General features: G+C 56.8%; 21 protein-coding genes and 1 tRNA gene. 4 read left to right on the forward strand and 18 right to left on the reverse strand.

The genetic code is table 11. From position 1 onward, the window contains the following. Positions 1–122: 122 nt before the first annotated feature. The 15 genes from ACKF11_RS06420 to ylqF all read right to left on the reverse strand — a co-directional run bounded on the left by ACKF11_RS06420 (position 123) and on the right by ylqF (position 16,032). Positions 123–260 carry a hypothetical protein gene (locus ACKF11_RS06420; RefSeq protein ID WP_407996399.1) on the reverse strand — a complete coding sequence of 46 codons (138 nt, stop codon included), beginning with the start codon at positions 258–260 and terminating at the stop codon, positions 123–125. A gap of 10 nt (positions 261–270) precedes the next feature. After that, complete coding sequence (locus tag ACKF11_RS06425; RefSeq protein WP_407996400.1) at positions 271–708, reverse strand: hypothetical protein; 438 nt, start codon at positions 706–708, stop codon at positions 271–273. 121 nt (positions 709–829) lie between these two features. Further along, the gene (locus ACKF11_RS06430; RefSeq protein WP_510338913.1) at positions 830–1,099 is read right to left on the reverse strand and encodes a Txe/YoeB family addiction module toxin; all 270 of its coding nucleotides are present in this window, start codon (positions 1,097–1,099) and stop codon (positions 830–832) included. Further along, the gene (locus tag ACKF11_RS06435) at positions 1,099–1,353 is read right to left on the reverse strand and encodes a type II toxin-antitoxin system Phd/YefM family antitoxin (RefSeq protein ID WP_407996401.1); all 255 of its coding nucleotides are present in this window, start codon (positions 1,351–1,353) and stop codon (positions 1,099–1,101) included. The genes ACKF11_RS06430 and ACKF11_RS06435 overlap by 1 nt, the downstream gene beginning before the upstream one ends. Positions 1,354–1,420: 67 nt before the next feature. Then, the gene (locus ACKF11_RS06440; RefSeq protein ID WP_407996402.1) at positions 1,421–2,635 is read right to left on the reverse strand and encodes a tyrosine-type recombinase/integrase; all 1,215 of its coding nucleotides are present in this window, start codon (positions 2,633–2,635) and stop codon (positions 1,421–1,423) included. Between the two features lie 164 nt (positions 2,636–2,799). Next, positions 2,800–2,874, reverse strand: a tRNA-Arg gene (locus ACKF11_RS06445). An 87-nt stretch (positions 2,875–2,961) separates the two neighbouring features. After that, positions 2,962–4,515, reverse strand: a complete 1,554-nt coding sequence (gene ahpF / locus ACKF11_RS06450) for an alkyl hydroperoxide reductase subunit F (protein WP_407996403.1) — start codon at positions 4,513–4,515, stop codon at positions 2,962–2,964. Between the two features lie 99 nt (positions 4,516–4,614). Beyond that, positions 4,615–5,184: an alkyl hydroperoxide reductase subunit C gene (gene ahpC, locus ACKF11_RS06455; protein ID WP_309564982.1), complete on the reverse strand. Its 570-nt coding sequence runs from the start codon at positions 5,182–5,184 to the stop codon at positions 4,615–4,617. A 98-nt stretch (positions 5,185–5,282) separates the two neighbouring features. Then, a complete protein-coding gene (locus ACKF11_RS06460; protein WP_309564983.1) occupies positions 5,283–6,467 on the reverse strand; it encodes a GGDEF domain-containing protein in 1,185 nt (394 codons plus the stop codon). A gap of 98 nt (positions 6,468–6,565) precedes the next feature. Further along, positions 6,566–8,464: an ATP-binding cassette domain-containing protein gene (locus ACKF11_RS06465; protein WP_407996404.1), complete on the reverse strand. Its 1,899-nt coding sequence runs from the start codon at positions 8,462–8,464 to the stop codon at positions 6,566–6,568. 80 nt (positions 8,465–8,544) lie between these two features. Then, entirely contained in the window at positions 8,545–10,650 is a 2,106-nt protein-coding gene (locus tag ACKF11_RS06470) for an AsmA family protein (protein ID WP_407996405.1), read from the reverse strand. Between the two features lie 51 nt (positions 10,651–10,701). Beyond that, entirely contained in the window at positions 10,702–11,853 is a 1,152-nt protein-coding gene (locus tag ACKF11_RS06475; RefSeq protein WP_309564985.1) for an MFS transporter, read from the reverse strand. Positions 11,854–12,004: 151 nt separating this feature from the next. Then, positions 12,005–14,011 (reverse strand): UvrD-helicase domain-containing protein, encoded by a 2,007-nt coding sequence (locus ACKF11_RS06480; protein WP_407996406.1) that lies wholly within the window; start codon positions 14,009–14,011, stop codon positions 12,005–12,007. Positions 14,012–14,187: 176 nt separating this feature from the next. Next, positions 14,188–14,904 (reverse strand): PEP-CTERM sorting domain-containing protein, encoded by a 717-nt coding sequence (locus ACKF11_RS06485; RefSeq protein ID WP_407996407.1) that lies wholly within the window; start codon positions 14,902–14,904, stop codon positions 14,188–14,190. A gap of 210 nt (positions 14,905–15,114) precedes the next feature. Next, complete coding sequence (gene ylqF / locus ACKF11_RS06490) at positions 15,115–16,032, reverse strand: ribosome biogenesis GTPase YlqF (RefSeq protein ID WP_407996408.1); 918 nt, start codon at positions 16,030–16,032, stop codon at positions 15,115–15,117. Positions 16,033–16,296: 264 nt separating this feature from the next. Here ylqF and ACKF11_RS06495 point away from each other — a divergent pair, with 264 nt between their 5' ends. The 4 genes from ACKF11_RS06495 (at position 16,297) to ACKF11_RS06510 (ending at position 20,343) form a co-directional block, all read left to right on the forward strand. Then, positions 16,297–17,067, forward strand: coding sequence for a PEP-CTERM sorting domain-containing protein (locus ACKF11_RS06495; protein WP_407996409.1), 771 nt, complete (start codon positions 16,297–16,299; stop codon positions 17,065–17,067). Positions 17,068–17,087: 20 nt separating this feature from the next. Further along, on the forward strand, positions 17,088–18,605 hold the full coding sequence (locus ACKF11_RS06500) for an alkaline phosphatase (protein WP_309564990.1): 1,518 nt from the start codon (positions 17,088–17,090) through the stop codon (positions 18,603–18,605). 100 nt (positions 18,606–18,705) lie between these two features. Beyond that, complete coding sequence (locus ACKF11_RS06505) at positions 18,706–19,431, forward strand: hypothetical protein (protein WP_407996410.1); 726 nt, start codon at positions 18,706–18,708, stop codon at positions 19,429–19,431. Positions 19,432–19,521: 90 nt separating this feature from the next. Next, positions 19,522–20,343 (forward strand): class I SAM-dependent methyltransferase, encoded by an 822-nt coding sequence (locus ACKF11_RS06510; RefSeq protein WP_309564992.1) that lies wholly within the window; start codon positions 19,522–19,524, stop codon positions 20,341–20,343. 24 nt (positions 20,344–20,367) lie between these two features. Here ACKF11_RS06510 and ACKF11_RS06515 read toward each other — a convergent pair whose 3' ends face one another. From ACKF11_RS06515 to ACKF11_RS06525, 3 genes are read right to left on the reverse strand one after another with little or no spacing between them, the layout of a single operon-like run. Further along, a complete protein-coding gene (locus tag ACKF11_RS06515) occupies positions 20,368–21,306 on the reverse strand; it encodes a YihY/virulence factor BrkB family protein (RefSeq protein ID WP_407996411.1) in 939 nt (312 codons plus the stop codon). Between the two features lie 34 nt (positions 21,307–21,340). Further along, complete coding sequence (locus ACKF11_RS06520) at positions 21,341–21,787, reverse strand: copper chaperone PCu(A)C (protein ID WP_309564994.1); 447 nt, start codon at positions 21,785–21,787, stop codon at positions 21,341–21,343. Then, complete coding sequence (locus ACKF11_RS06525) at positions 21,784–22,086, reverse strand: hypothetical protein (protein WP_407996412.1); 303 nt, start codon at positions 22,084–22,086, stop codon at positions 21,784–21,786. The genes ACKF11_RS06520 and ACKF11_RS06525 overlap by 4 nt, the downstream gene beginning before the upstream one ends. Between the last annotated feature and the right edge of the window lie 42 nt (positions 22,087–22,128).

Raw genomic sequence — 22,128 nt, forward strand, 5'->3', positions numbered from 1 at the left:
ATTACATCGAGATGTTTTACAACCCTAGGCGTCGACACAGTTTCAATAATGGCCTATCGCCAGTAGAGTATGAAAAGCGTTATTTCGAGGGGCTGGCGACTGTCTAGGATAGTAGGGGCGATTCAAAGAGCAATCGCTTCGTAATAACTCATGCCTGTGCCAACTCTAGTAGAAGTACCAAATTCTTGATCTTGGGTTGGTTTAAATAAAACCCAAGCGGAGTAAGTTGATTCAGATTGGCGGTGTAGATTTGGATTCATTTCTCTCCCCTTATTCAATCCCAAGATCATCTTTTATCCAAGATACTGCTATTTCGATCCTCTCTTTCTGGATATCGTCATTGCTAAGTTTGCTTTCAGGTATCCATCTTTCCATACTTGGCTGGCCTGCTTGTATTTCTGACATAATGTATTCAACTAATGTGGCAATTACACCTGCCGCTTTTGGGGAAATGTCTCCGGATGCTTCGAATGATTTTTGAATGATGTAATCTTTATCGATGAAAGTTTGTTCAAGTGTGGTATGAGAGCCTTGACTTTCAGCAATACCAATAATCAGTTTTAGAAGAGCCATACCGTACTCTCCACCATACATTCGTTCTTCCTCATTGAATTTGGCTAAAACTTGGTTTTTCATTAATGGGCCAATTTTGCTTAGAACAAAATTGCGATCAATTAAATCACCTGCTGTAAAATTAGCAGTAGTCATGGCGTGATACTCCTATTCAGTACTGCGTTGTGGTTAGGCTTCGCTGGTGGCTTTCCTAGGGCGTACCAGCGTTGCCGCTAATGCCTGATACCATCAGGCGGCGGTGTTGCTCCTTAGCCTGCTATTTATCGCCATAGTGATGGCGGCAGGCCACAATATTCAATTCAGTCTCCGTGGCTTCGTAAACCAACCTGTTTACATCATCAATACGTCTGGACCAGAAGCCAGACAAATCCCCACGCAATGGTTCTGGCTTGCCTATGCCTTCAAACGGCTCCCTGGCCGCTGCTTCCAGTAAAGCGTTAATGCGCTTGAGCGTTTTCTTATCCTGGGTCTGCCAGTACAGATAGTCCGCCCAGGCGCTCGGGGTAAAAACAAACTTGAGCGCCATTATTCCTTGACCAACTCTCTGGTCTTGCCTTTACCTGCTCGCAGTTCCGCAATGGACTTCGCCAGGTGGGCGGCATTGGCCGGATTCTGCATCAAGTGCAAGGTCTCCATCAGGCTGTTGTAATGGGCCAGCGACATCACTACGGCATCTTCCGCATCACGGCGGTTGATCACCGTGACATCCACATCATTGGTCACGTCATCCAATACCGACTTGAGCGAATTGCGCGCTTCTGAATAACTCACTACTCTCATGACAACCTCCAATACTTGTTCATCTATTTGTACAAGTATATTCCCGTCCAATGCTGTTGCATAGGGTCTAGGCTTTCAGCTGGATAATCTTTGCTCCGGCCTTCAACTCATCCAAATAGTCAGCCCATGCCTGCATCATTTCTTTACGTTGTTCAATGAAGCGGGTCCGGTTATAAGCATTTCCCAAAGCATCAGGCACCTTATGCGCTAGCTGGTGCTCGATGATATGCGGGTCAATGTTCAGGCGCTCATGCAGTAGGGTACGAGCCATTGCCCGAAAGCCATGACCGGTGATCTGTGTCTGTGTGTCATAGCCCATGCGCTTCAATGCGGCATTGATGGCTGCCTCACTCATTGGTTTCTTGGGATCATGTCCACCCATGAATACCCATTCACCATGGCCTGATAGCGGCTGTATGTCTTTCAACAGAGCTACGGCCTGGCTAGAGAGTGGAACAAGATGATCTGTCTTGGTTTTGCTTACCCGGTAGCGCCACTCAGCGGCATCTAAATCAATATCTGCCCAGCGTGCGGTGCGCAATTCACCAGGGCGCACGAAAAGGAGAGGAGCAAGGCGTAGGGCTGTCTGGACAGTCAATGAGCCCGTAAAGCCATCCATGGCGCGCAGTAGTTCCGCTACATCCTTGGGGTCAGTCAGGGATGCCATGTGGGTAACGGTGGAAGAGGGCAGAGCACCTTTCAGGTCTGCAGTTACATCCCGTACTGCCCTGCCAGTTTGCACGGCATATCGGAATACTTGCCCGGCGATCTGCAATGCCTTGTGCGCTGTCTCGAGCTTGTTCTGGTTTTGGATCAGCTTGATAGGCTGCAACACGTCAGGGGCGCTCATATCAGCAATAGGCTTGCTACCCAGCCAGGGAAACAGAAATAGCTCCAAACGTCGCAGTGTGCGCGTTCTGTGCGTTTCTGACTTGTCAGCCATATGCGAGGTTACCCATTCGCGTGCGATCGCTTCAAAGCTGTTGGTGACAAGCTTTTCTCGTGCTGCCTTGGTTGCTTTTCGATTGGCGCTAGGGTCTATGGGTGGGATCTGTGCCAACAGCTTCCTGGCTTCGTCACGACGTTCGCGAGCATTGGCGAGGGTAACGTCTGGATATGTGCCCAGGGATAGCAGTTTTTCCTTGCCGTCGAAACGGTATTTGAATCGCCACCACTTACCCCCGGCTGGGGTAACTTGAATGAATAACCCTGCCTCGTCATAAAGCTTGTAAGCCTTATCTCGTGGCTTGGCATTGCGTAGCGATACGTCTGTGAGTGCCATTTTGGGGTAACCATTTGTGAGGTAAGTGCTGTTACCCCTAAAGTTACCCCTGTTAAATGCTGGATGTCAATAGACGAGTTTGGACGGTATTAAACAAAAAACCCGAAATCACTAGGAGTTATCGGGGTTTTATAGACTTTATTGGACTGTGTTGGAGCACCTTATGGTGTCCCCGTCAGGACTCGAACCTGAAACTGACCCTTAGGAGGGGCCGGTGATATCCGTTTCACCACGAGGACATCCAAGCCCGCTATTCTACCTTTTAAGCAGCTTGAGCGGTACTGTTTCGCTTGGTTTTTGGCCTTGCGTCACAGTACCGCTGCAGTTTAGTGGCGGATCAGGTGCTCGAAAGCGCCTAACGCGGCTTTTGAACCTTCACCCATTGCGATGATGATCTGCTTGAATGGCACAGTGGTGACGTCGCCCGCGGCAAATACGCCAGGTTCCGAGGTCTGGCCTTTGTCATCCACTTCTATCTCGCCGAATTTGCTCAAGGTGATGGTGTCCTTGATCCAGTCGGTGTTGGGTACCAGGCCGATCTGGATGAATACGGCAGCCAGGTCGATGCGGTGCGATTCGCCGGTTTGCCGGTTGGTGTAGGTCAGGCCATTGACCTTTTCGCCGTCGCCGTTGATCTCGGTGGTTTGCGCGCCGGTAATGACGGTGACGTTGGGCAGGCTGAACAGTTTTTTCTGCAACACGGCGTCGGCACGCAATTCGCCGTTGAATTCGATCAAGGTGACGTCCTTGACGATGCCCGCAAGGTCAATCGCGGCTTCGACGCCCGAATTGCCGCCGCCGATCACGGCGACGCTCCTGCCCTTGAACAAGGGGCCGTCGCAGTGCGGACAGTAGGCCACGCCGCGGCCGCGGTATTCCTTTTCGCCGGGAACGTTGATTTCCCTCCAGCGTGCGCCGGTGGCGATGATGACGGACTTGGCCTTGAGCGTGGCGCCACTTTCGAGCCTGACTTCGGTGAAGCCGTCGTTATGCGCCGGCACCAACGCTGCTGCGCGTTGCAGGTTCATGATGTCCACGTCGTAGCTTTTGACATGTTCTTCCAATGCCGCGGCCAGCTTGGGGCCGTCGGTTTCCTTGACCGAGATGAAGTTCTCGATGGCCATGGTGTCCATGACTTGCCCGCCGAAACGCTCTGCGACCACGCCGGTGCGTATGCCTTTGCGGGCCGAGTAGATGGCGGCAGAAGCGCCGGCAGGGCCGCCGCCGACGATCAATACGTCGAAAGGCTCCTTGGCGGAAAGTTTTTCCGCTTCTTTCTTGATCGCGCCGGTGTCGATCTTGTTGAGTATTTCCTGCACGCCCATGCGTCCGTGGCCGAACTCCTGCCCATTCAGGAAGATGGTGGGCACGGCCATGATCTTGCGCTCGTCCACTTCCTTCTGGAACAAGGCGCCGTCGATCATGACGTGGCGGATGTTCGGGTTGATGGCCGCCATCAGGTTGATGGCTTGTACAACTTCAGGACAGTTGTGGCAGCTCAACGAGATGTAGGTCTCGAAATTGAATTCGCCTTCGAGGTTGCGGATTTGCTCGATGACTTCCGGCTCTGCCTTGGGCGGATGCCCGCCGACCTGCAATAGCGCGAGTACGAGCGATGTGAATTCGTGTCCCATGGGCAGCCCGGCAAAGCGGATGCCGAGGTTTTTCCCTGGGCTGTTCAAGCTGAAGGATGGCTTGCGCTGAGTGTCATCATCACTTTGCTGGACGGTGATGCGGGAAGACAGGCTCTTGAGGTCGTCAAGCAATTCCAGCAGCTCGCGCGATTTGTCGCCGCCATCTACAGAGGCGGTGATTTCGATAGGCTGGGTGAGTTTTTCGAAATAAGCCTTTAATTGTGTCTTGATATTTGCGTCCAACATGATGTGCTCTCAATCTGTATTGATATTGCTGCAAAAAATGCCCGGGCAGAAAGGCAGGGAGTTTGCGGTTGCCCGGGCACGGTCCAGCTTGGCTAGCGTTTAGATCTTGCCGACGAGGTCCAGGGATGGAGCCAATGTGGCTTCGCCCTCTTTCCACTTGGCTGGGCAGACTTCACCAGGGTGGCTGGCAACGTATTGCGCGGCCTTGATCTTGCGCACCAGGTCGGAAGCGTCGCGGCCAATGCCTTCTGCGGTGACTTCAATTGCCTGGATCACGCCATTGGGATCGATGATGAAGGTACCGCGGTCGGCCAGGCCCTGGTCTTCGCGCAATACGCCGAAGTTGCGGGTGATGGCGGCGGTCGGGTCGCCGATCATCGGGAACTTGATCTTGCGGATGGTATCCGAAGTATCGTGCCAGGCCTTGTGCGTGAAGTGGGTGTCGGTAGAGACGGAGTACACTTCAACGCCCAACTTTTGCAATTCATCGTAGTTGTCGGCGATGTCGCCCAACTCTGTGGGGCAGACGAAAGTGAAGTCGGCTGGGTAGAACACGACGGCAGTCCATTTGCCTTTCAAGTCTGCATCGGTGACGGTGACGAATTCGCCGTTGTGGAATGCGGTGGCCTTGAATGGCTTGATTTCGGTATTGATAAGGGATGTGGTCATTGCAATCTCCTAGGGTGGTTGAAATAGTGAGAATGCAGTTTAGGGGATTTGGTTGATTAAATAAAATTGATTGTTTAAATTTATATGATAAGTAAATTTTATTGATTGTCGGCTTCGATGCTGTATTGCAGCATGCAATTCCGGCCTGCGGCCTTGGCGGCATATAAGGCGGTATCGGCACGGTGCAGCATGGCTTCCCAGCTTGCAGCCAGGTCAGTGTTCGGGTTCCAGGTATACAGGCCCAGGCTACAGGTGACCTGGCGATTATCGCAGTGTTGATGGTGCAGGTTGCGCATGGCTTCCAGCAGGCGCTCGCCCAAGGCAGTGGCTTCATCCTTGGTCGTGTGCGGGCAAATGATGCATAGCTCCTCGCCGCCATAGCGGCCGATGATATCGGTATTGCGGCAGGTGTTGCTCAAGGTCAGGGCCACGCTTCTCAATACCTTGTCTCCCGCATCGTGGCCATAGGTATCGTTGATCAGCTTGAAGTGATCCAGGTCCAGCATGAAGATGCTGATCGGGCGCTGATAACGGTGCGCCAAGTCGATCTCGCGCCGCCCGAGGTTGACCAATGCCCGCCGGTTGTAAATCTTGGTAAGCTCGTCGTGTGTCGCCAGGTGTTCTTTTTCGTGGATGATGGATTCAAAATACATCAGCAGCAAGCCGAGGGACCCCAGCAGGTTGCACCACATCGGGATCAGGTAAAGCCCGAATACGTTGATGGGGTCATGGCTTTGCGGCGTGAGGTCGATGCCGCCGCTGATGGCGAGGATGCCGCGCAGGATGAAGTCTGCCGCCGCCAATGTATAGGCGATGATGACCAGGCTGTTGGCGAACGATAGCCTGACCCCCCTGGCTAGGACGACCTCGACCACATTGAGGAACGTCAGCAGCGCCAGCATGAGCGAGAAGAACAGGGTGCGGATGCCGACGGCCAGCTGCAGCAGGACGATCAGGCTGTAGCCAATGAAAAAGCCCAGTACCAAATACCAGCCGACATAAGCCGGTCGCTTGCCGAAGAAAGCCTGGGTGCCCCACCATTTGGCCGTCATGGCCGCGATCATCAGGGTGGAGCCGGTAATGAGGGGCAGATGCCCGAACTTTGAAATGCTGAAGGCGGTGAGCGTGGAGCCGAATACGCTGATCAGGCCGGAGAGCGCCCAATAGCGCGTACAGCGCTCCGTGGGCGCGAGGAAATACATCCCGCCCATGATGATCGCGATGCACAGCTGGCTGATCGAATAGGCGATGTTGGCGGTATATGAATTCCAAAAAGAATCCAAGCTATTGTTCCCTCAGGTATTCACAGTGCAATGAGTCATAAGTATTGCAAGGGAGGCATGAGTGATATAGCGCCCACGCAACCTCTGCTCACTCTACGCTAATTTCTGCTTTCCAGTTCTTCCCAGCGCAACATGGCCTGGTCAATTTCCGTGCCGATCTCGTTCAACCTCTGCTGCAGTGCGCGCGCTTGTTCAGCGTTTTCCCGGTAGATGTCCGGGTTCGCAAGCGCCGTATTGATTGAGGTTTGCTCTGCCTCAAGCGCTTCAATCTTGGCGGGCAGGCTTTCCAGCTCACGGTTTTCCTTGAAACTGAGTTTGGCTGTGGGTTTCTTTGCAGGAGCTTCTTGCCGGGGCTTTTCGGCCGGGGTTTTTGCTGCTGTTTTCTCAGCTGCCCGTGCCTGCGTGTGGCGGGACCAGTCATCGTAGCCTCCGCCGAATTCGCTCAATACGCCATCGCCTTCGAAGGCGATGATCTGGGTGACGGTATTTTCCAGGAAGGCGCGGTCGTGGCTGACCAGGAACAAGGTGCCCTCGAACTCCTGCAGCAGGCTTTCGAGCAGTTCCAGCGTTTCGATGTCCAGGTCGTTGGTGGGTTCGTCCAGCACCAACACATTGGCCGGGCGGGCAAACAAGCGGGCCAGCAGCAAGCGGTTGCGCTCGCCGCCGGAAAGCGACTTCACCGGCGACCTCGAGCGCTGTGGCGGGAACAGGAAGTCTTCCAGGTAGCTGATGACATGCTTGCGCTCATTGCCGATCTGCACGAATTCGGAGCCGGGGCTGATGGTGTCGGCCAGGGTGGCCTCTTCATCCAGCTGCTCGCGCATCTGGTCGAAATACGCCACATTGAGGTTGGTGCCGCGCTGGATGCTGCCGCTGTCAGGCTCGAGTTCACCGAGAATCAGCTTGAGCAGGGTGGACTTTCCTGCACCATTGGGACCAACGAGGCCGATGCGGTCGCCGCGCATGATGCGGGTGCTGAAATTCTGGATCAGGAGTTTTTGATCGTATGCCAGCGAGATACGGTCAAGCTCCGCGACCAGCTTGCCGGAGCGTTCTCCGCTATCCAGCGTGAGCTTGACGTTGCCTTGGCGCTCGCGCCGGGCGGCCCGTTCGAGGCGCAGGGCCTCCAGCCTGCGCACCCGGCCCTCGTTACGGGTGCGCCGCGCCTTGATGCCTTGGCGTATCCAGACTTCTTCCTGCGCGAGGAATTTATCGAACTTCGCGGCATGCGTCGCTTCCACTGCCAGCAGTTCTTCCTTCTTCACCTGGTATTGGCTGTAATTGCCGTGGAAATCCGTCAGGCGCCCACGGTCCAGCTCGACGATGCGCGTGGCAAGCCGGTCGAGAAAGCGGCGGTCGTGCGTGATGAATAGCAGGCTACCCTTGAAGTCCAGCAGCAGGTTCTCCAGCCATTCGATGGCGGCAAAGTCCAGGTGGTTGGTGGGTTCGTCGAGCAGCAATACCTCGGGTTCCGCCACGAGGGCGCGGGCGAGGGCGACCCGCTTGCGCCAGCCGCCTGAGAGCGTGGCAATCTTCGCCTCAGGTTCAAGCTGCAGCCGGCTCAATACGGCCTCGACGCGTGCTTGGGATTGCCAGCCCCCTTGCGCCTCGAGGTCGTGTTGCAGGACTTGCATGCGCGCAATCAGGCCGTCAATGTCGGCTCCGGGCTCCGCCATCTGCTGCGAAACTTGATGGTATTCCACCAAGGCCTCGCGCAAGCCGCCTAGGCCTTCGGCCACGGCCTCGAAAATGGTATGTCTGGGCGACAGGGACGGTTCTTGCGGCACATAGACGATGCGGGACTTGGGCGCGCGCCAGAAGGTGCCGTCATCCAGCTTGCTTTCGCCGGCGATGACCTTGAGCAGGCTGGATTTCCCGGCGCCGTTGCGGCCAATCAAGCCGACCCTTTCTCCGGCATCGAGCTGGAAATCGGCATGGTCGAGCAAGGGATAATGTCCATAAGCCAGGCTGGCTTGATCTAGGGAGATATAAGGCATGGGGCGTATTGTATCAGTAGGACTGAGGCTGCTATATGGCCCGTTTGGGCCTAGAGGCGGCCGCTAAACGGGCTTTGCGTTCAATGTCCGGGAACGGCAGGCACAGGTGCTTGCTGTGGCGGTAAGGTCTTGTCGTCTGCAGGCGCTTTGGCCGGTTTTTGCGATGAGTAGGCGTTGAGCGCCTGGCTGCAATTGTAGGCGTTGCTCTTGGAGCCTGTATCCAGGTAAGGCAGGATGGCAGCTAGCGGATTGACGAAGGCGAGCGCCACGCTGCCGAGCAGGCGCGCGGCGATCGGCACGGCTTCAGGGCGTACCTTGGGCTCGACGAAGCTGCCCTGCACCCTGATCGGCGAACGTACCGTCAATGGCGAGAAATTCTTTGGTTTTGCCGCGAGCAGCAAATCCAGCTTCTCCTGGCCGAGGTCGATATTGCCGTCGATCAGCACCAGCGTGATCGGCGTGTCGATGAGCGCGACTTCCGGGCGCACCACGCCATTGGACGCCTTGAGGTCCATGACTGCGCATTGCAGCCGTTGTGAATGGTCTCCGCCCAGCCAGGCACTCACGCTTTGCGCGATATCCAAGCCCAGCAGCTCCATCACCAGCCGCGATATTTCCCCTTGCTCGACGAACAAAGTGGTCTTGCCGTTGAGAGAGCCCAGCAGTTCGGCAGTAGTCGAGCCCTTGCCGCTGAGGTCGGTGCGTCCGTTGAGGGTGCCGGTGATGTAGGCGGGCGGCACGGGCTTGCCTTGCTTCTTAGCCTCTTCCTGCCGTGCCTTGGACACTTGCAGCCACTTGCCGAGATCGATGTCTTTCCAGCCCAATTTGATTTGCCATTGGGGCGGATATTTTTCCTTATCGGTTTCTTTACTTTCCTGGGCGTCGACCGAGAAGCTGCCCGTCAGGGTGCCGTCCGCAGTTTGCGCGAGGATGTCCCCGACCATGAACTTGCCCTTGTCCAGGCTAAGTTGGGCCTTGAACGGGGAAATCGGCAGGGCGAAAACGCTGCCGAGCTCCATGTAGTCCAGTTTGATGGTGATGTCGGCATCCATGCGGTTGAGCGAGGGCAGGTCCAGCGGCCGGTTGGGAATGGCGCGGCCTTCGACCGGCTGCGGCTTGCTGCCGTCCGCCTGCAAGGTGCCGAACGCGGGCGCCAGGTCGGCCAGGTAGAAGCGGCTGCCGTCGATACGGCCGCTCAATACCGGAATGCCGGTGGTTTTGCTGCGCGGATCGTACTTGAACACGGCTGTGAGGCTGCTCCTGCCGATCTTCGCCGAGTCCACGTTGACATCCCAAACGTCGCTATGCTTGCTCAAGCTGGCGCTGAGGCGGAACGGGTCGGTGGTCGGGAATACGCTGCCGACCAGCTCGCCCAGCACTGAAAGCGAGGGGCCGGTGACCACGGCGTTGCCCTCGATGTCCTGCCGGCCGAAGAGGTCGGCTACTTGGCCGTCAAAATCCACCCTGAGCTTGCCGTATTCGAGCCAGCCCTTGGATTTGATCGGCGGGGAGTCCTTGTCTTGCGTGGCGATGGGGAGGAATCCGGGCGTTTCGAGGAAAGCCTTGAGCGGGCGATGCTGGAACTGGCCGTCGACGCTGACTTCCGAGCGCAGCTCTTCCTGACTGGCGCCTTCCTCGGTCTTGAATTTTGCTTCCAGCGCGGTGCTGCTGATTGCGTCGTCGATATGGCTGCTGCCGCTCTTCACGATCAGCGTTTCAATGACAGGGAAGGGAGTGGCAGGCTTGCTCTCATCTGTGGGAAATTCCCACGTAGCGCTGCCATCGGCATGGCGGACGAGTTGGGCGTCGATGTCATCTACCTTGATTTCACGGATGCGCAACTCGCCATGCTTCTTGTAGTGCCAGAGATCGCTATAGCGCAGTTTGATGCTGATGTTGCCGGCATCCACCAGGTGCGGGACATTGAATTTTTCCGGGGCGGAAATATACAGGTGGCCGAGGTCGAGCTGGACTCCTGCCCACAGGTGCAGCCGGAAAGGCTTGTCCAGCTTGATGTCGCGTTCCAGCTGCTTGCTGAGGAAGGACTGGGCGGGCTCGCGCAAGAACGTCCAGCCTTGGATTTCGCAAATGACCAAAGCCAGGACCAGACCCAGGAGCAGCCAGAGCAAGGCTTTGCCGAATTTGATCAAGCCGCGGGCGGGTTGCCCGGCAAATTGTTGCGCCATTGTTCACCTTTGCTTTTGTCCAGCCCAGGCAAAGCTTGCAGGAGCTGATGGTTATAGGTTCTTTTTTCCGTAGTGCTGCATGCTGTACAACGTCAGTAACGCCCCGCATACGGCGACGGCCGCACTTGCCAAAGCGACGGCAGGCAGCCCGAAGCCGAAGTGGATCACCGCACCGCCGAGAAAGGCGCCGCCCGCATTGCCCAGGTTGAATGCGCTCTGGTTGACGGTAGATGCCATCAATGGCGAGTCGCCGGCCTGCGCCATGGCGTTGGTCTGCAGGCCAGGCCCAACGGCAAAGCTCACCATGCCCCAGATGAACGCTGTCGCGATGGCTGCAAGCGTGAACTGCATGCTCCAGGCGAATACGATACCCAGTAAGGCCATGCCTGTTAGTGAGAGGGTAATTGTCGGCAATAGTTTCCAATCCGCCATTTTTCCGCCGATATTGAGCCCGATGGTGGCCGCGATTCCCATGGCGATCAGCATGAAGCTGACGTGGTGGGGCGAGAGCCCGGACATGTCTTCCAGGATCGGCGTGATATAGGTGAAGATGGTGAATACCCCGGCGAAGCCGATGGCGGTGATCGCCATGGCGAGCAGTACGTTAGGCTGGAATACGGCGTGCATCTCGCGGCGAATGTCTGGCCTGGGCATGGCGCCGAGGTCGGGAATGAAGCGCCAGATGGCATATATGGCAACCGCGCCACAGGCCGACACCGTCCAGAATGGGACGCGCCAGCTGGTTTCCTGGCCTAGCAGCGTGCCTAGCGGCACGCCGAGCACGTTCGCCATGGTAAGGCCGGTGAACATCAGTGCCAGGGCGCGGTTGCCTTGGCCGGGAGGAGCCAGGTAGAGCGCGACCACGGCGGCGATGCCGAAAAACGAGCCATGGCTCAATGCGGTGAAGATACGGGCAGCGGCCAGGGTAAAGTAGTTCGGCGCCAGGGCGCACAGCATGTTGCCGAACGTGAAAATCGCCATCAAGCCCAGCAGCGTGGCCTTGCGCGGGCGGTTGATCGTAAGCGCCACCATCAAGGGCCCGCCGACCACCACGCCAAGGGCATACACAGTAACCAGGTTGCCGGTAGCCGGGATGGATACGTCCAGCCCGTGTGCAATGTCGGGCAACAATCCCATGGGGAGAAATTCGGTCATGCCGATGCAGAACGCACCCGCGGCCAGCGCAATCATCCAACTGCCCATACTTGCCTTAGTCAATGTGTAGAGAAATTAAAGCTTGAAAAGAAAATCCTGTGCTTCCGAATGAGCGGAGCGCACGAAAGGAGGGGTCATCTAAGGGCGCTACTTTACCATGCGGCGATGTACTGGATATGAATTTATGACCCGGTCAATATCAGGAACTACTGCCTGTTCCGCCACCTAGCATGGCGCGGATTTGCGCCATGCGCTGGCGCGCATTCTCCTTGTTGGCGGCCGGATCGCTCTGCGGTTGGCCGGAATGGCGCACGTCGTCTTCCGGCAGCTCGGCGATGAAGCGGCTGGGCTCGCAGGATTCATGTTCCCCGGCACGCTTGCGCTTGCGGCACCAGGAAATATGGAGTGATTTCTGCGCGCGCGTGATGCCGACATACATCAGGCGCCGCTCTTCCTCGATCTTGCCCTGGTCCACACTCTCGCGGTGCGGCAGGATGCCTTCCTCGCAGCCGACCAAGAACACATGCCCGTATTCCAGCCCTTTGGAGGCATGCAGGGTGGAAAGCTTGACGGCATCCGGCTCGGCATCCTCCCGGCCTTCCAGCATGCTCATGAGCGAGATCATCTGCGTCAGCGCGAGCAGGTTCTTTTCGTCCTCGTCTCCTTTGCGCGTGAGCCAAGCAACGAAGTCGAGCACGCTCTTCCATTTGTTTTCCGCACTGCGGGGCTCTTCCGTATCGTAGAGGAAGGCCTCGTAGTTGATGGCGTTGAGCAGGTCGTTCAATACCTCGCCTGCAGGGTCTTTCTCGGCGCGTTCCTGGATACGGTTGATGAATTGGCAGAAGGTCAGCAAGTCTTCCAATTGCCGGTTGGCCATGGTACGTTGGAAATCTCCCTCGAACGCGGCCTCGAACAACGACATCTTGTGTGCGCTGGCATATTCGCCCAGGCGTTCCAGCGTGGTGTTGCCTATGCCTTTCTTCGGCGTGGTCGCGGCGCGGATGAACGCGGGATCGTCATCTTCGTTGGCAATCAGCCGCAGGTAGCTGACGAGGTCCTTGATTTCAGCTTTGTCGAAGAAGGATTGCCCGCCCGATATGGTGTAGGGGATCTTGTGCTGGCGCAGCTGCTGCTCGAAAATGCGCGCCTGGTGGTTGCCGCGGTAGAGGATGGCGTAATCGAGGAACTTGGTACGGTGCTCGAACTTGTGCGCGAGCAGCTTCATCACCACGGATTCTGCCTCATGGTCTTCATCCTTGGCGGCGCTGACCTGGATCAGGTCGCCCGTACCGAGTTCGCTCCAGAGCTTTTTCTCGAACAGCTTGGGATTGTTGGCGATCACCTGGTTGGCGGCGCGTAGGATGCGCACGGTGGAGCGGTAGTTCTGTTCCAGCTTGATGACTTTGAGTCGGCTGAAATCCTCGGTGAGCTGGCGCAGGTTTTCCACATCGGCGCCGCGCCAGCCGTAAATCGCCTGGTCGTCATCGCCCACGGCGGTGAAGCGGCCCTCCACGCCAGTGAGCATCTTCACCAGCTTGTACTGGCAGGCATTGGTGTCCTGGTACTCGTCGATCAACAGGTATTTCAGCTTGTGCTGCCATTTGCGCAATGCATCGGGATGCTGCTCGAACAATTCCACCGGCAGTTTGATCAAGTCGTCGAAATCCACCGCCTGGTAGGCTTTCAGGGTCTGTTGGTAAACCTGGTAGACCTTGGCTGCGGCATGGCTAAGCTCTTCGTCCGCGGTCGCAGCGGCCTGGTCCGGGTTGATGAAGGCATTCTTCCAGCTGGAAATCTGCCATTGCGTCTTGCGCAGCAGCTGTTTGTCCGTGGTGGCCAGCGCATCGGAAAGGATCTTGAAACTGTCGGAGGAGTCGAGGATGGAGAATTGCGGCTTGTAGCCCAGCAGCTCGGCTTCCTGGCGCAGCATCTGCAAGCCGAGCGAGTGGAACGTGGCGATGGTGAGCCCCTTGGTATTGCTGCCTTGCAACAAGTGGCCCACGCGCTCCTGCATTTCGCGCGCGGCCTTGTTGGTGAAGGTGATCGCGGCAATTTCCTTGGGGGAATAGCCGCATTGCTCGATCAGGTAGGTGATTTTCTGTGTGATGACGCGGGTCTTGCCGCTGCCTGCGCCAGCCAGCACCAGCAGGGGGCCATCAAGGTATTTCACAGCTTCGCGCTGCTGCGGGTTCATGGAATTCAGCATGTTGATCTGCCTGCGGCTCTATAGATGAATCTTGGGAAAAGCTGCTACAAGCATGTAACAACATCGGCCCTGATTTTATCTTGAGCCGGGTTTTGAAGCTAGCCAATACAGTTCATGGCAAGCATAAAAAAAAGCCCCGTCATATCGGACGGGGCTATGGAAGTAGTGTGTTGTTATCAGTCGTAAAGCTGGTGGCTGCGGCGGCGCGCGGCAAACCCGACCAGGCCGAGGCCAAGCGCCAGCATAGCATAGGATTCTGGTTCAGGTACTGCAGTAACGCTGTAAAGCGTAAAGTCGGACTTTTCAGCGTGAGAGGTCAGCACGAAGGATTTGACGGCAGCATCGCCAAACGGGTTGTCGATACTCCAAACGCCTCCCAAGCCATTGATTGCTGGACTTATGTTGCTCACGCTGCCGTCGCCAGTCCATAGTGCAATGGTTTCCCCTTGGGCTTGCAGTTTGAACTCTTGGGTGGAGTTGTCAAAGAAAGTTACAGTAAAAAAAGCTTTTTCTTTGCTGTCGTTATATTCTGGACCGTCGAACAACAAACCCAGTGTCACGTTACTGATAACTCGGGCATCATTGAACTCGGCAAAGATCCATTCATTCTTGTCAATTTCCCCCACTGTTGTGTCGCTGCCTTTAACGGGAGAAACACCTACACCTTGATAACCGTCTTGAGCAGGCTTGTAGCTAAATACGCCATCAATCAGTTTGTTTTTGTTGTTGCCAGTCTTGGCGGAAAACGTTACATCAGTGCCATTAATGGAACTGGTATAAGTAGAGCCGTTGCCAAAGTCTTTGCCATACACCGTATCAGTTGCATTGGCTTGCAATGAAGCAGCAAAGGCTAGCCCGGTGGCAGTGGAAGCGACTAATTTGAAGATTCCCATGTGTATGCTCCTCATATTCTGAAAATATTATAAATCTTTGAGTCGGGTGTTTTTTCGACGGTGCAATCTTAACTTCACTATTTGAAGTTGCTCAATAGTCTATTTGGGCTGGTCCATTTGGACTAATTAAATCAAGTTTTACAATAGGTTCTATCGGTATCTAGCTAATCCAATTAGTTATTTTACTTGGAATGAATCCAGTTTTTTGGTCTATCCCTCGGTTGTATCCTGGTGCTCGTCATTCGAATGTTGCTGTTCGAGTGCGCTTGCCGACGCTGCCACCATGGCGGCACGCGACTCAGGAGTTTCCAGGCTGATACGGCCAAGGGTGCCGGAACGGTAATCGACAAGGAACGCCATCGCAGTCTTCTCCATATCCAGTTCGCCGCCCTTGAGCAGGTAGCCGCGGCGTTTGCCGACTGCCTCGAGCAGGTCGATTGCGTCCATATTGCTCACATCGGTCTTGTAGCGCGCCTGCAGCAGGGCAGGGTAGCGTTGCAGCAGGATGCCGGCGAGAAACTCGGCGACTTCTTCGTCAATCACGGCATTGCGGCCGATGGCATGGCTGGCGGCGAGCATGTAGCCGTCCGAGTCGTACTGGATTTTCGGCCACATCATGCCCGGGGTGTCGGTAATTGTGAGCTGGGGGCTGAGCTCGAAACGCTGCTGGCTTTTGGTCACGGCAGGCTCGTCGCCGACCTTGGCGATGCGCCGGTTTAAGAGCGCGTTCATGAGCGTGGATTTCCCGACGTTGGGGATGCCCATGATCATCATGCGCAAAGGTTTGAGGTTGGTGCCCCTATGCGGTGCGAGGCTACGGCAGAGGCCGGGGATTTTTTTCGCATCACCAGGCTTCTTGCACGAAAGCGCTGCGGCCTTGACGCCTTCCTGTCGGTTGAAATGATTGAGCCACGCCTGGGTGACGGCTGGGTCGGCCAGGTCGGCCTTGTTGAGAATTTTGAGACTGGGACGCTGCCGGAAAAGGCGAAGGTCTTTAATCATGGGGTTATGGCTGGCTTCCGGCACGCGCGCATCCAGCACTTCGATCACCACATCGGTGAACTCCATGGTTTCTTCCGCCTTCTTGCGCGCGGAAGTCATGTGTCCGGGGAACCATTGAATTGCCATGATGAACTGCTCTATGTGAATGCGTTGATGAAAAAAGATCGGGCTTTTTGTGTGCTGCTTGCGGCCAAGCCTGTCATGGCTGTCATTTTAGCATCCCGGCTGCTATTCCGGCCCCGTTTTGCATCTTTGTTGCAGAAATGAAGGGCTACGCATGCCATGGACTAGTCCATTAGGACTATTTTGCATCCATATATCTAACACAAGCGCTTCCTAGTATGGCTCCCGAACCGTTTTCTACTCTCACTCTTTTAAAGGGGAATCACCATGAAGTTACAAAAACATGGCGTAGCGCTGGCCTTGGCCGGCTCCGTGCTGTTCGCTGTTCCTGCATTCGCGCAGGAAGTTATCGTCAACGGCGGCTTTGAAGCCGACGCTGCCGAAAGCTACAACCCGCAAGGCTGGCAAGTGGCCGAGCAAGGCATTGCCGGCTCCGTTCTTGCGACAGATGCTACCGAGTCCTACGCCAGCGGCTACAAGACCGTCGGCGCCGCCAGCGGCCAGTTCTACGGCTTCCTGGATTCTTCCTACGCCAGCAGCCAAGTGCTGTACCAGAACTTCTCGATCAGCGCCGTGACTTCCGCCGTGCTGTCTTTCCAGATGTTCGTGAACGACCAGAGCGACAACGGCATCGTCTACATCAACCAGGCTGGCCTGGATGCCACTACCGGCGGCAGCTACGAGGCCAACCAGCACGTCCGCGTCGATATCCTGCGCGCCGATGCCGATCCGTTCTCCATTCATGCTACTGACATCATCGGCACTTATTATCTGGGCGGAGCAAACGGCCGCCGTTTCGATGGCGATGACAACGTGAACAACTATGTAGATTACAGCTTTGACATCAGCGACGTACTCGCTGCAGGCGGGGATTACACCCTGCGCTTCGCCGCAGTGAGTAACCAGGGCGCCTTGCAGGTCGGCCTGGACAACATCAGCCTGAACGTCACGCCTGTGCCTGAAGCCGATACCTACGCCATGCTGCTGGCCGGCCTGGGCGTGCTTGGCCTGGCATTGCGCCGCCGTAAAACAGTTTAACCACAATGGGAGTGCATAAAATGAAAAAGGCAACAATGAAGGTTTCCGCCCTGGCGGTGATGATGGCCCTGTGTGGCCAGGCCATGGCGGAAGACGCCAACACCTGGTACCAGGACGGCCAGGAGGCCTTGGCAGCCGCCAAGAAGCTTTACCCCAACAACCGCAAGGCCAAGAACGTGATCCTGTTCGTGGGCGACGGCATGGGCGTATCCACCGTGACGGCCGCCCGCATCCTCGAAGGCCAATTGCAAGGCCGTGACGGCGAGCGCAACAAGCTGGCATTCGAGAAGCTGCCTTACCTGGCTTTGTCCAAGACTTATTCCGCCAACCAGCAGACTTCCGACTCCGCGCCTACCATGACCGCCATGGTGACCGGCGTGAAGACCAATGACGGCGTCATTTCTGTCGACCAACGCGTATTGAACGGCGACAAGGACAACAGCAAGGTGCAGGCTGCCAAGCTTGCGACCATCCTTGAGCTGGCCGAGCAGAACGGCCGTGCCACCGGCGTGGTTTCCACCGCCCGCATCACGCACGCTACCCCTGCAGCGACCTATGCGCACACTTCCGCGCGTGACTGGGAATCCGACAACAATGTGCCCGCGGATGCGGACGTGAAGGATATCGCTTCCCAGTTGATCGACAACTTCGGCGCCGGTGCGATTGGCGACGGTATTGAAGTGGTATTGGGCGGCGGCCGCAGCCGCTTTCTGCCCAACACCGTGGACGATCCTGAAAACGCAGGCCGCAAGGGCGACCGCCGCGACGGCCGCAACCTGGCGCAGGAATACGTGAACAAGTTCGGCGGCAAGTTCGTCTGGAACCAGGCGCAATTCGATGCCATCAACCCGGCCAACACCAACCGCCTGCTGGGCTTGTTCGAGCGCTCCCACATGCAATACGAGCATGACCGCCCGAACGACACAGGCAAGGAGCCGTCCCTGGCCGACATGACCGGCAAGGCGATCGACATCCTGCAGAAGAACCCCAAGGGCTTCTTCCTGATGGTGGAAGCCGGCCGTATCGACCATGGTCACCACGCCAACAACGCCTACCGTGCGTTGACCGATACCATTGCCTTGTCTGACGCAGTGAAGAAGGCGCTGGAAAAAGTGGACCTCAACGACACCCTGGTGATCGTGACTGCCGACCACAGCCACACCATGACGATTGGCGGCTACCCTGAGCGCGGCAATCCTATCCTCGGCAAAGTGACGGTGGACGGCCAGTTGACCAAGGCGACTGACGGCAATCCATACACCACGATTTCATACGCCAACGGCAAGGGTTACTACCCCAACGTCCCAGGCGAGGATGTCTATGGCTTCCCTGCACGTAGCGGCCGTATCGAGGACATGACCAATGTCGACACCAGCGACCCTGACTTCCACCAGGAAGTGACCGTGCCTCTCGATTCCGAGACCCATGCGGCTGAAGAAGTGGAAATCTTCGCAGGCGGCCCCAAGGCCCACCTGTTCCAGGGCGTGCAAGAGCAGCACTACATCTTCCACGTCATGAAGGATGCCTTCGGCTTCTAATGCAGCGCTTGATGTTGTGTGACTGAGACGGATGGGGTGGCGCAGGCCATCCCATCCATTTTGTTTTTGAGTTTGTGAGAGTATGAACATGCAAAACAACATGAAATATGCCGGAGCATTGTTGCTCGCCCTGTTGCCCAACCTGGCCGCCGCCGAGGCATTGCCCAGTCTGGATGCCCGTTTCGAGACATCGCAATGCGCGGTGCCCTGCCAAAAGCCGGTCAAGCGCGAGTGGCTCATGCTGCGCGGGGCCAACCAGGTCGAATTGCGCGACTTCAACGCCAAGCACAGCGACCTTTGGCAGTGGCAGGACGGCACCCTGGATTACGTTTACCTGATGCATGATGCAAAACGCGCGATCGACTATACCTCCATCGATCTGCGTTTGCTGGGCATTGGCGCCAGTGAAGATAAATGGCAGGCATTGGCGCAATTGGTGAAGACCAGCGAACTCGCCAGCCTGCAGAAGAAGCCGGGCCAGCCCTATGAAAAGATGGCGACCGAGATTTACCAAGGCAAACTGAACGGCGTGGACACCGAGATTACCTGGATTCCTGCATTGCAGATCCCATTGCAGGTGGAATACCGCTACCCCAAGCATCACGTGACCGTGAAGCTGGTGGAGCGCTATCAGGGCAAGCCGCCGGTGGAAAGAACCACCAGCCAGGTGCTGCAGGCATACCAGCATGTGGATTTTGTCGATATCGGCGACATGGAGCATGACAAGCAAGCCGTGGCCTGGCTATCCGCAGCCAAGGGTGCGCCTGGCGTGCATGTGCATCGCCATGACCATGACGAGCCCCACGACCATCAACACCAGCACTGAAGCATGCGTGAATCCTGCTTGCCAGCGCATTTGTTTATTTAGCATGATGCGCTGGTGAATAGGTTGGAAGGGCGATGCTAAAATAGCGGCATGACGCTCATCCCGGAAATCAAGCCCCAGCAATCCGTCGAACTCCTCAAGGAGCTGCACATCCTCACGCGGGAAGGCAAGCTCAACCAGGATACGCGGCGCAAACTCAAGCAGGTATACCACCTCTACCACTTCATCGAGCCGCTGCTGCTCGAAGTGATGGAAAACAATGCCAATCCCATCCTGGTCGACCATGGAGCGGGCAAGTCTTATCTGGGGTTCATCCTCTATGATTTGTTCGTCAAGCAGCAGGCGGCAGGGCGCATCGCCGGGATAGAAACCCGCGGCGAACTGGTGGAAAAATCCAAGTCGCTCGCGGAAAAGCTGGGTTTCGAGCGCATGGATTTCCTGCACTTGAGCGTGGAAGAAGCGATTACTTCGCCTGCCTTGCCCGAGCAGGTGGATATCGTCACCGCATTGCATGCCTGCAACACGGCGACCGACGACGCGATCCGTTTCGGATTGGAGAAAAAAGCCCAGTTCATGGTGCTGGTGCCTTGCTGCCAGGCCGAGGTGGCGGAAGTGCTGCGGCGCCACAAGAGCGATTCGTTCGGCAAGACGCCGTTATCCGAGATCTGGCGCCATCCGATTCACACGCGCGAATTCGGCAGCCAGATCACCAACGTGCTGCGCTGCCTGCAGCTGGAGGCGCATGGCTACCAGGTGACGGTGACGGAGCTGGTGGGTTGGGAGCATTCGATGAAGAACGAACTCATCATCGCCCGCTATAAAAACAGCCCGCGGCGCAACGCCCAATCCAGGCTGGAACAGATCCTCGAGCAGCTTAACCTCCAGGACCTGCATCACCGCTTTGTCTATTGATGCTCGATACTGCAGCCTAGTGCCTTACTTGCGGGGAATCCTGTCCGCCGGAATGTCGCGCAGGCTGCCGAACGTAAGCGCATATTGCCGCGTGATTTCAGCGCCGAAGAAGAAAATCTGCGCGGAGTAATACACCCAGAGCAGCAGGGCGATCAAGGAGCCTGCGGCGCCAAAGCTTGATGCTACCGCGCTGTTGCCCAGGTATATCCCGATCAGGTATTTGCCCAGGCTGAACAGGATGGCGGTGAACGCGGCGCCGACCCAGACATCGGACCACGGCAGCTTGACGTCCGGCAGCATCTTGAAGATGACGGCAAACATCGAGGTGATCACGCCGAAACTCACCAGTGCGGAAATATGCTTGAATATGCCGATCGCAGTGATGAAGCGGCCAACGAATTCCGCGAAGAACTGTTCCACCAGCGCCAGGCCGGCATTTACCAGCAACGAGGTCAGCAGCAGGAAGGCGAGCGAGAGGATAATGCTGAACGAGAGCAGCCGGGTCTTGATCAGGTTGCCGATCGCCTGCCTGCCTCCCTGGGCTTTTTCCTTGGTGGTTTCCCAGACTTCATCGAGGCTGGCTTTCAGCTCGGCGAATACCGTTGTCGCACCGACGAACAGCAGGGCGGAGGCGACCAGTGTCGCAATGATGCCGGACTTGGGATTGCTCGACCTCGCCAGCATGTTCTGGATCACCTGCGCGCCGCTTTCGCCCACCAGGTCCGACATTTGCGCGACGATTTCGCCATGCGCGGCACGCTCGCCGAGGAAGTACCCGGCAATCGCAATCACCAGCACCAGGATGGGCGTGAGCGAGAACATGGTATAGAAGGCCAGCGCGGCTCCCTTGCTGGTGGCGCGGTGGGAAAACCAGGACAGCACCGACTGGATCAACAGCTGGCGCAGGCATTTGAGCCGGTGCAGGGCTTGCTGGCTGAGGCCTTGTATTATTTTTGCAACCAAAGCGTTCTCCTGTTTATGACGGCGGCAGGCGGGATTAATGGGCGTGATGTTCCATGCCCTGGTGGGCGACGGCGCGACCGTTGAACACGACGTCTACGCTCTCACGCGCGGCTTTCTTGTCTTCAAACACCAGGGTGAGCGGAATGGCGTCGCCTGCCTTGACTGCATTCTTGATCCCGACCAGCATCAGGTGCAAGCCGCCGGGCTTCAATTCCACCGGCGTGTTCGCCTTCAGCTCCAGTTGCTTGAGCGGGCGCATCCTCATGATGCCGTCATCCATCTGCATCTCATGGACTTCGACCTTGTCGGCAAAGCTTGAGTTCGCCGAGACCAGGGCGACATCCTTGTCCGATACGATGCGCACATAGCCTGCCGCCACCTTTTGCCCAGGCGCGGTGGTGCGTACCCATGGCTCGACGACGGTGACTCCGGCTTGCGCCTGCAGGCTGCACAGCAATAGCAGGCTTAAGAGCCTATTCATGGTTGTTCTCCTATGGTAAGCGGCTCAGCGTAGGCGCTGATGCCGGGCAGGGCGAATGCGGTTGGCCCCAGCGTCAATGCCTGCGAGACGAGCTGGTGCGAAAGCGCCACGCACGCAATGCATGGCGTGAGGGGCTTGGTGCCGGAAGCAGGGGTAACAATGCAGAGTTCGCCAAAGAAATCCGCATCGGCAGGGCCGTCGCCCATGGTCGCGGTCTGCAGCAATAACCAGCAGCCGAATCCAAACAGCAGGAAAAAAGCGCTCAGCCCGCCTACCAGCTTCAATTGATCAAATTCCATGCCGCTATCTTATCACGCAGGCTGGAACTGCTTATGCGGCAT

The organism is Methylobacillus draconifructus, assembly GCF_045984385.1.
Taxonomy (GTDB): Bacteria; Pseudomonadota; Gammaproteobacteria; order Burkholderiales; family Methylophilaceae; genus Methylobacillus; species Methylobacillus flagellatus_A.

What these genes read in the sequence shown, in the direction of transcription:
- ACKF11_RS06420 (WP_407996399.1), bottom strand. Translation starts at nt 260, where the DNA reads ATGAATCCAAATCTACACCGCCAATCTGAATCAACTTACTCCGCTTGG.
- ACKF11_RS06425 (WP_407996400.1), bottom strand. Translation starts at nt 708, where the DNA reads ATGACTACTGCTAATTTTACAGCAGGTGATTTAATTGATCGCAATTTT.
- ACKF11_RS06430 (WP_510338913.1), bottom strand. Translation starts at nt 1,099, where the DNA reads ATGGCGCTCAAGTTTGTTTTTACCCCGAGCGCCTGGGCGGACTATCTG.
- ACKF11_RS06435 (WP_407996401.1), bottom strand. Translation starts at nt 1,353, where the DNA reads ATGAGAGTAGTGAGTTATTCAGAAGCGCGCAATTCGCTCAAGTCGGTA.
- ACKF11_RS06440 (WP_407996402.1), bottom strand. Translation starts at nt 2,635, where the DNA reads ATGGCACTCACAGACGTATCGCTACGCAATGCCAAGCCACGAGATAAG.
- ahpF (WP_407996403.1), bottom strand. Translation starts at nt 4,515, where the DNA reads ATGTTGGACGCAAATATCAAGACACAATTAAAGGCTTATTTCGAAAAA.
- ahpC (WP_309564982.1), bottom strand. Translation starts at nt 5,184, where the DNA reads ATGACCACATCCCTTATCAATACCGAAATCAAGCCATTCAAGGCCACC.
- ACKF11_RS06465 (WP_407996404.1), bottom strand. Translation starts at nt 8,464, where the DNA reads ATGCCTTATATCTCCCTAGATCAAGCCAGCCTGGCTTATGGACATTAT.
- ACKF11_RS06470 (WP_407996405.1), bottom strand. Translation starts at nt 10,650, where the DNA reads ATGGCGCAACAATTTGCCGGGCAACCCGCCCGCGGCTTGATCAAATTC.
- ACKF11_RS06475 (WP_309564985.1), bottom strand. Translation starts at nt 11,853, where the DNA reads ATGGGCAGTTGGATGATTGCGCTGGCCGCGGGTGCGTTCTGCATCGGC.
- ACKF11_RS06480 (WP_407996406.1), bottom strand. Translation starts at nt 14,011, where the DNA reads ATGCTGAATTCCATGAACCCGCAGCAGCGCGAAGCTGTGAAATACCTT.
- ACKF11_RS06485 (WP_407996407.1), bottom strand. Translation starts at nt 14,904, where the DNA reads ATGGGAATCTTCAAATTAGTCGCTTCCACTGCCACCGGGCTAGCCTTT.
- ylqF (WP_407996408.1), bottom strand. Translation starts at nt 16,032, where the DNA reads ATGGCAATTCAATGGTTCCCCGGACACATGACTTCCGCGCGCAAGAAG.
- ACKF11_RS06495 (WP_407996409.1), top strand. Translation starts at nt 16,297, where the DNA reads ATGAAGTTACAAAAACATGGCGTAGCGCTGGCCTTGGCCGGCTCCGTG.
- ACKF11_RS06500 (WP_309564990.1), top strand. Translation starts at nt 17,088, where the DNA reads ATGAAAAAGGCAACAATGAAGGTTTCCGCCCTGGCGGTGATGATGGCC.
- ACKF11_RS06505 (WP_407996410.1), top strand. Translation starts at nt 18,706, where the DNA reads ATGAAATATGCCGGAGCATTGTTGCTCGCCCTGTTGCCCAACCTGGCC.
- ACKF11_RS06510 (WP_309564992.1), top strand. Translation starts at nt 19,522, where the DNA reads ATGACGCTCATCCCGGAAATCAAGCCCCAGCAATCCGTCGAACTCCTC.
- ACKF11_RS06520 (WP_309564994.1), bottom strand. Translation starts at nt 21,787, where the DNA reads ATGAATAGGCTCTTAAGCCTGCTATTGCTGTGCAGCCTGCAGGCGCAA.
- ACKF11_RS06525 (WP_407996412.1), bottom strand. Translation starts at nt 22,086, where the DNA reads ATGGAATTTGATCAATTGAAGCTGGTAGGCGGGCTGAGCGCTTTTTTC.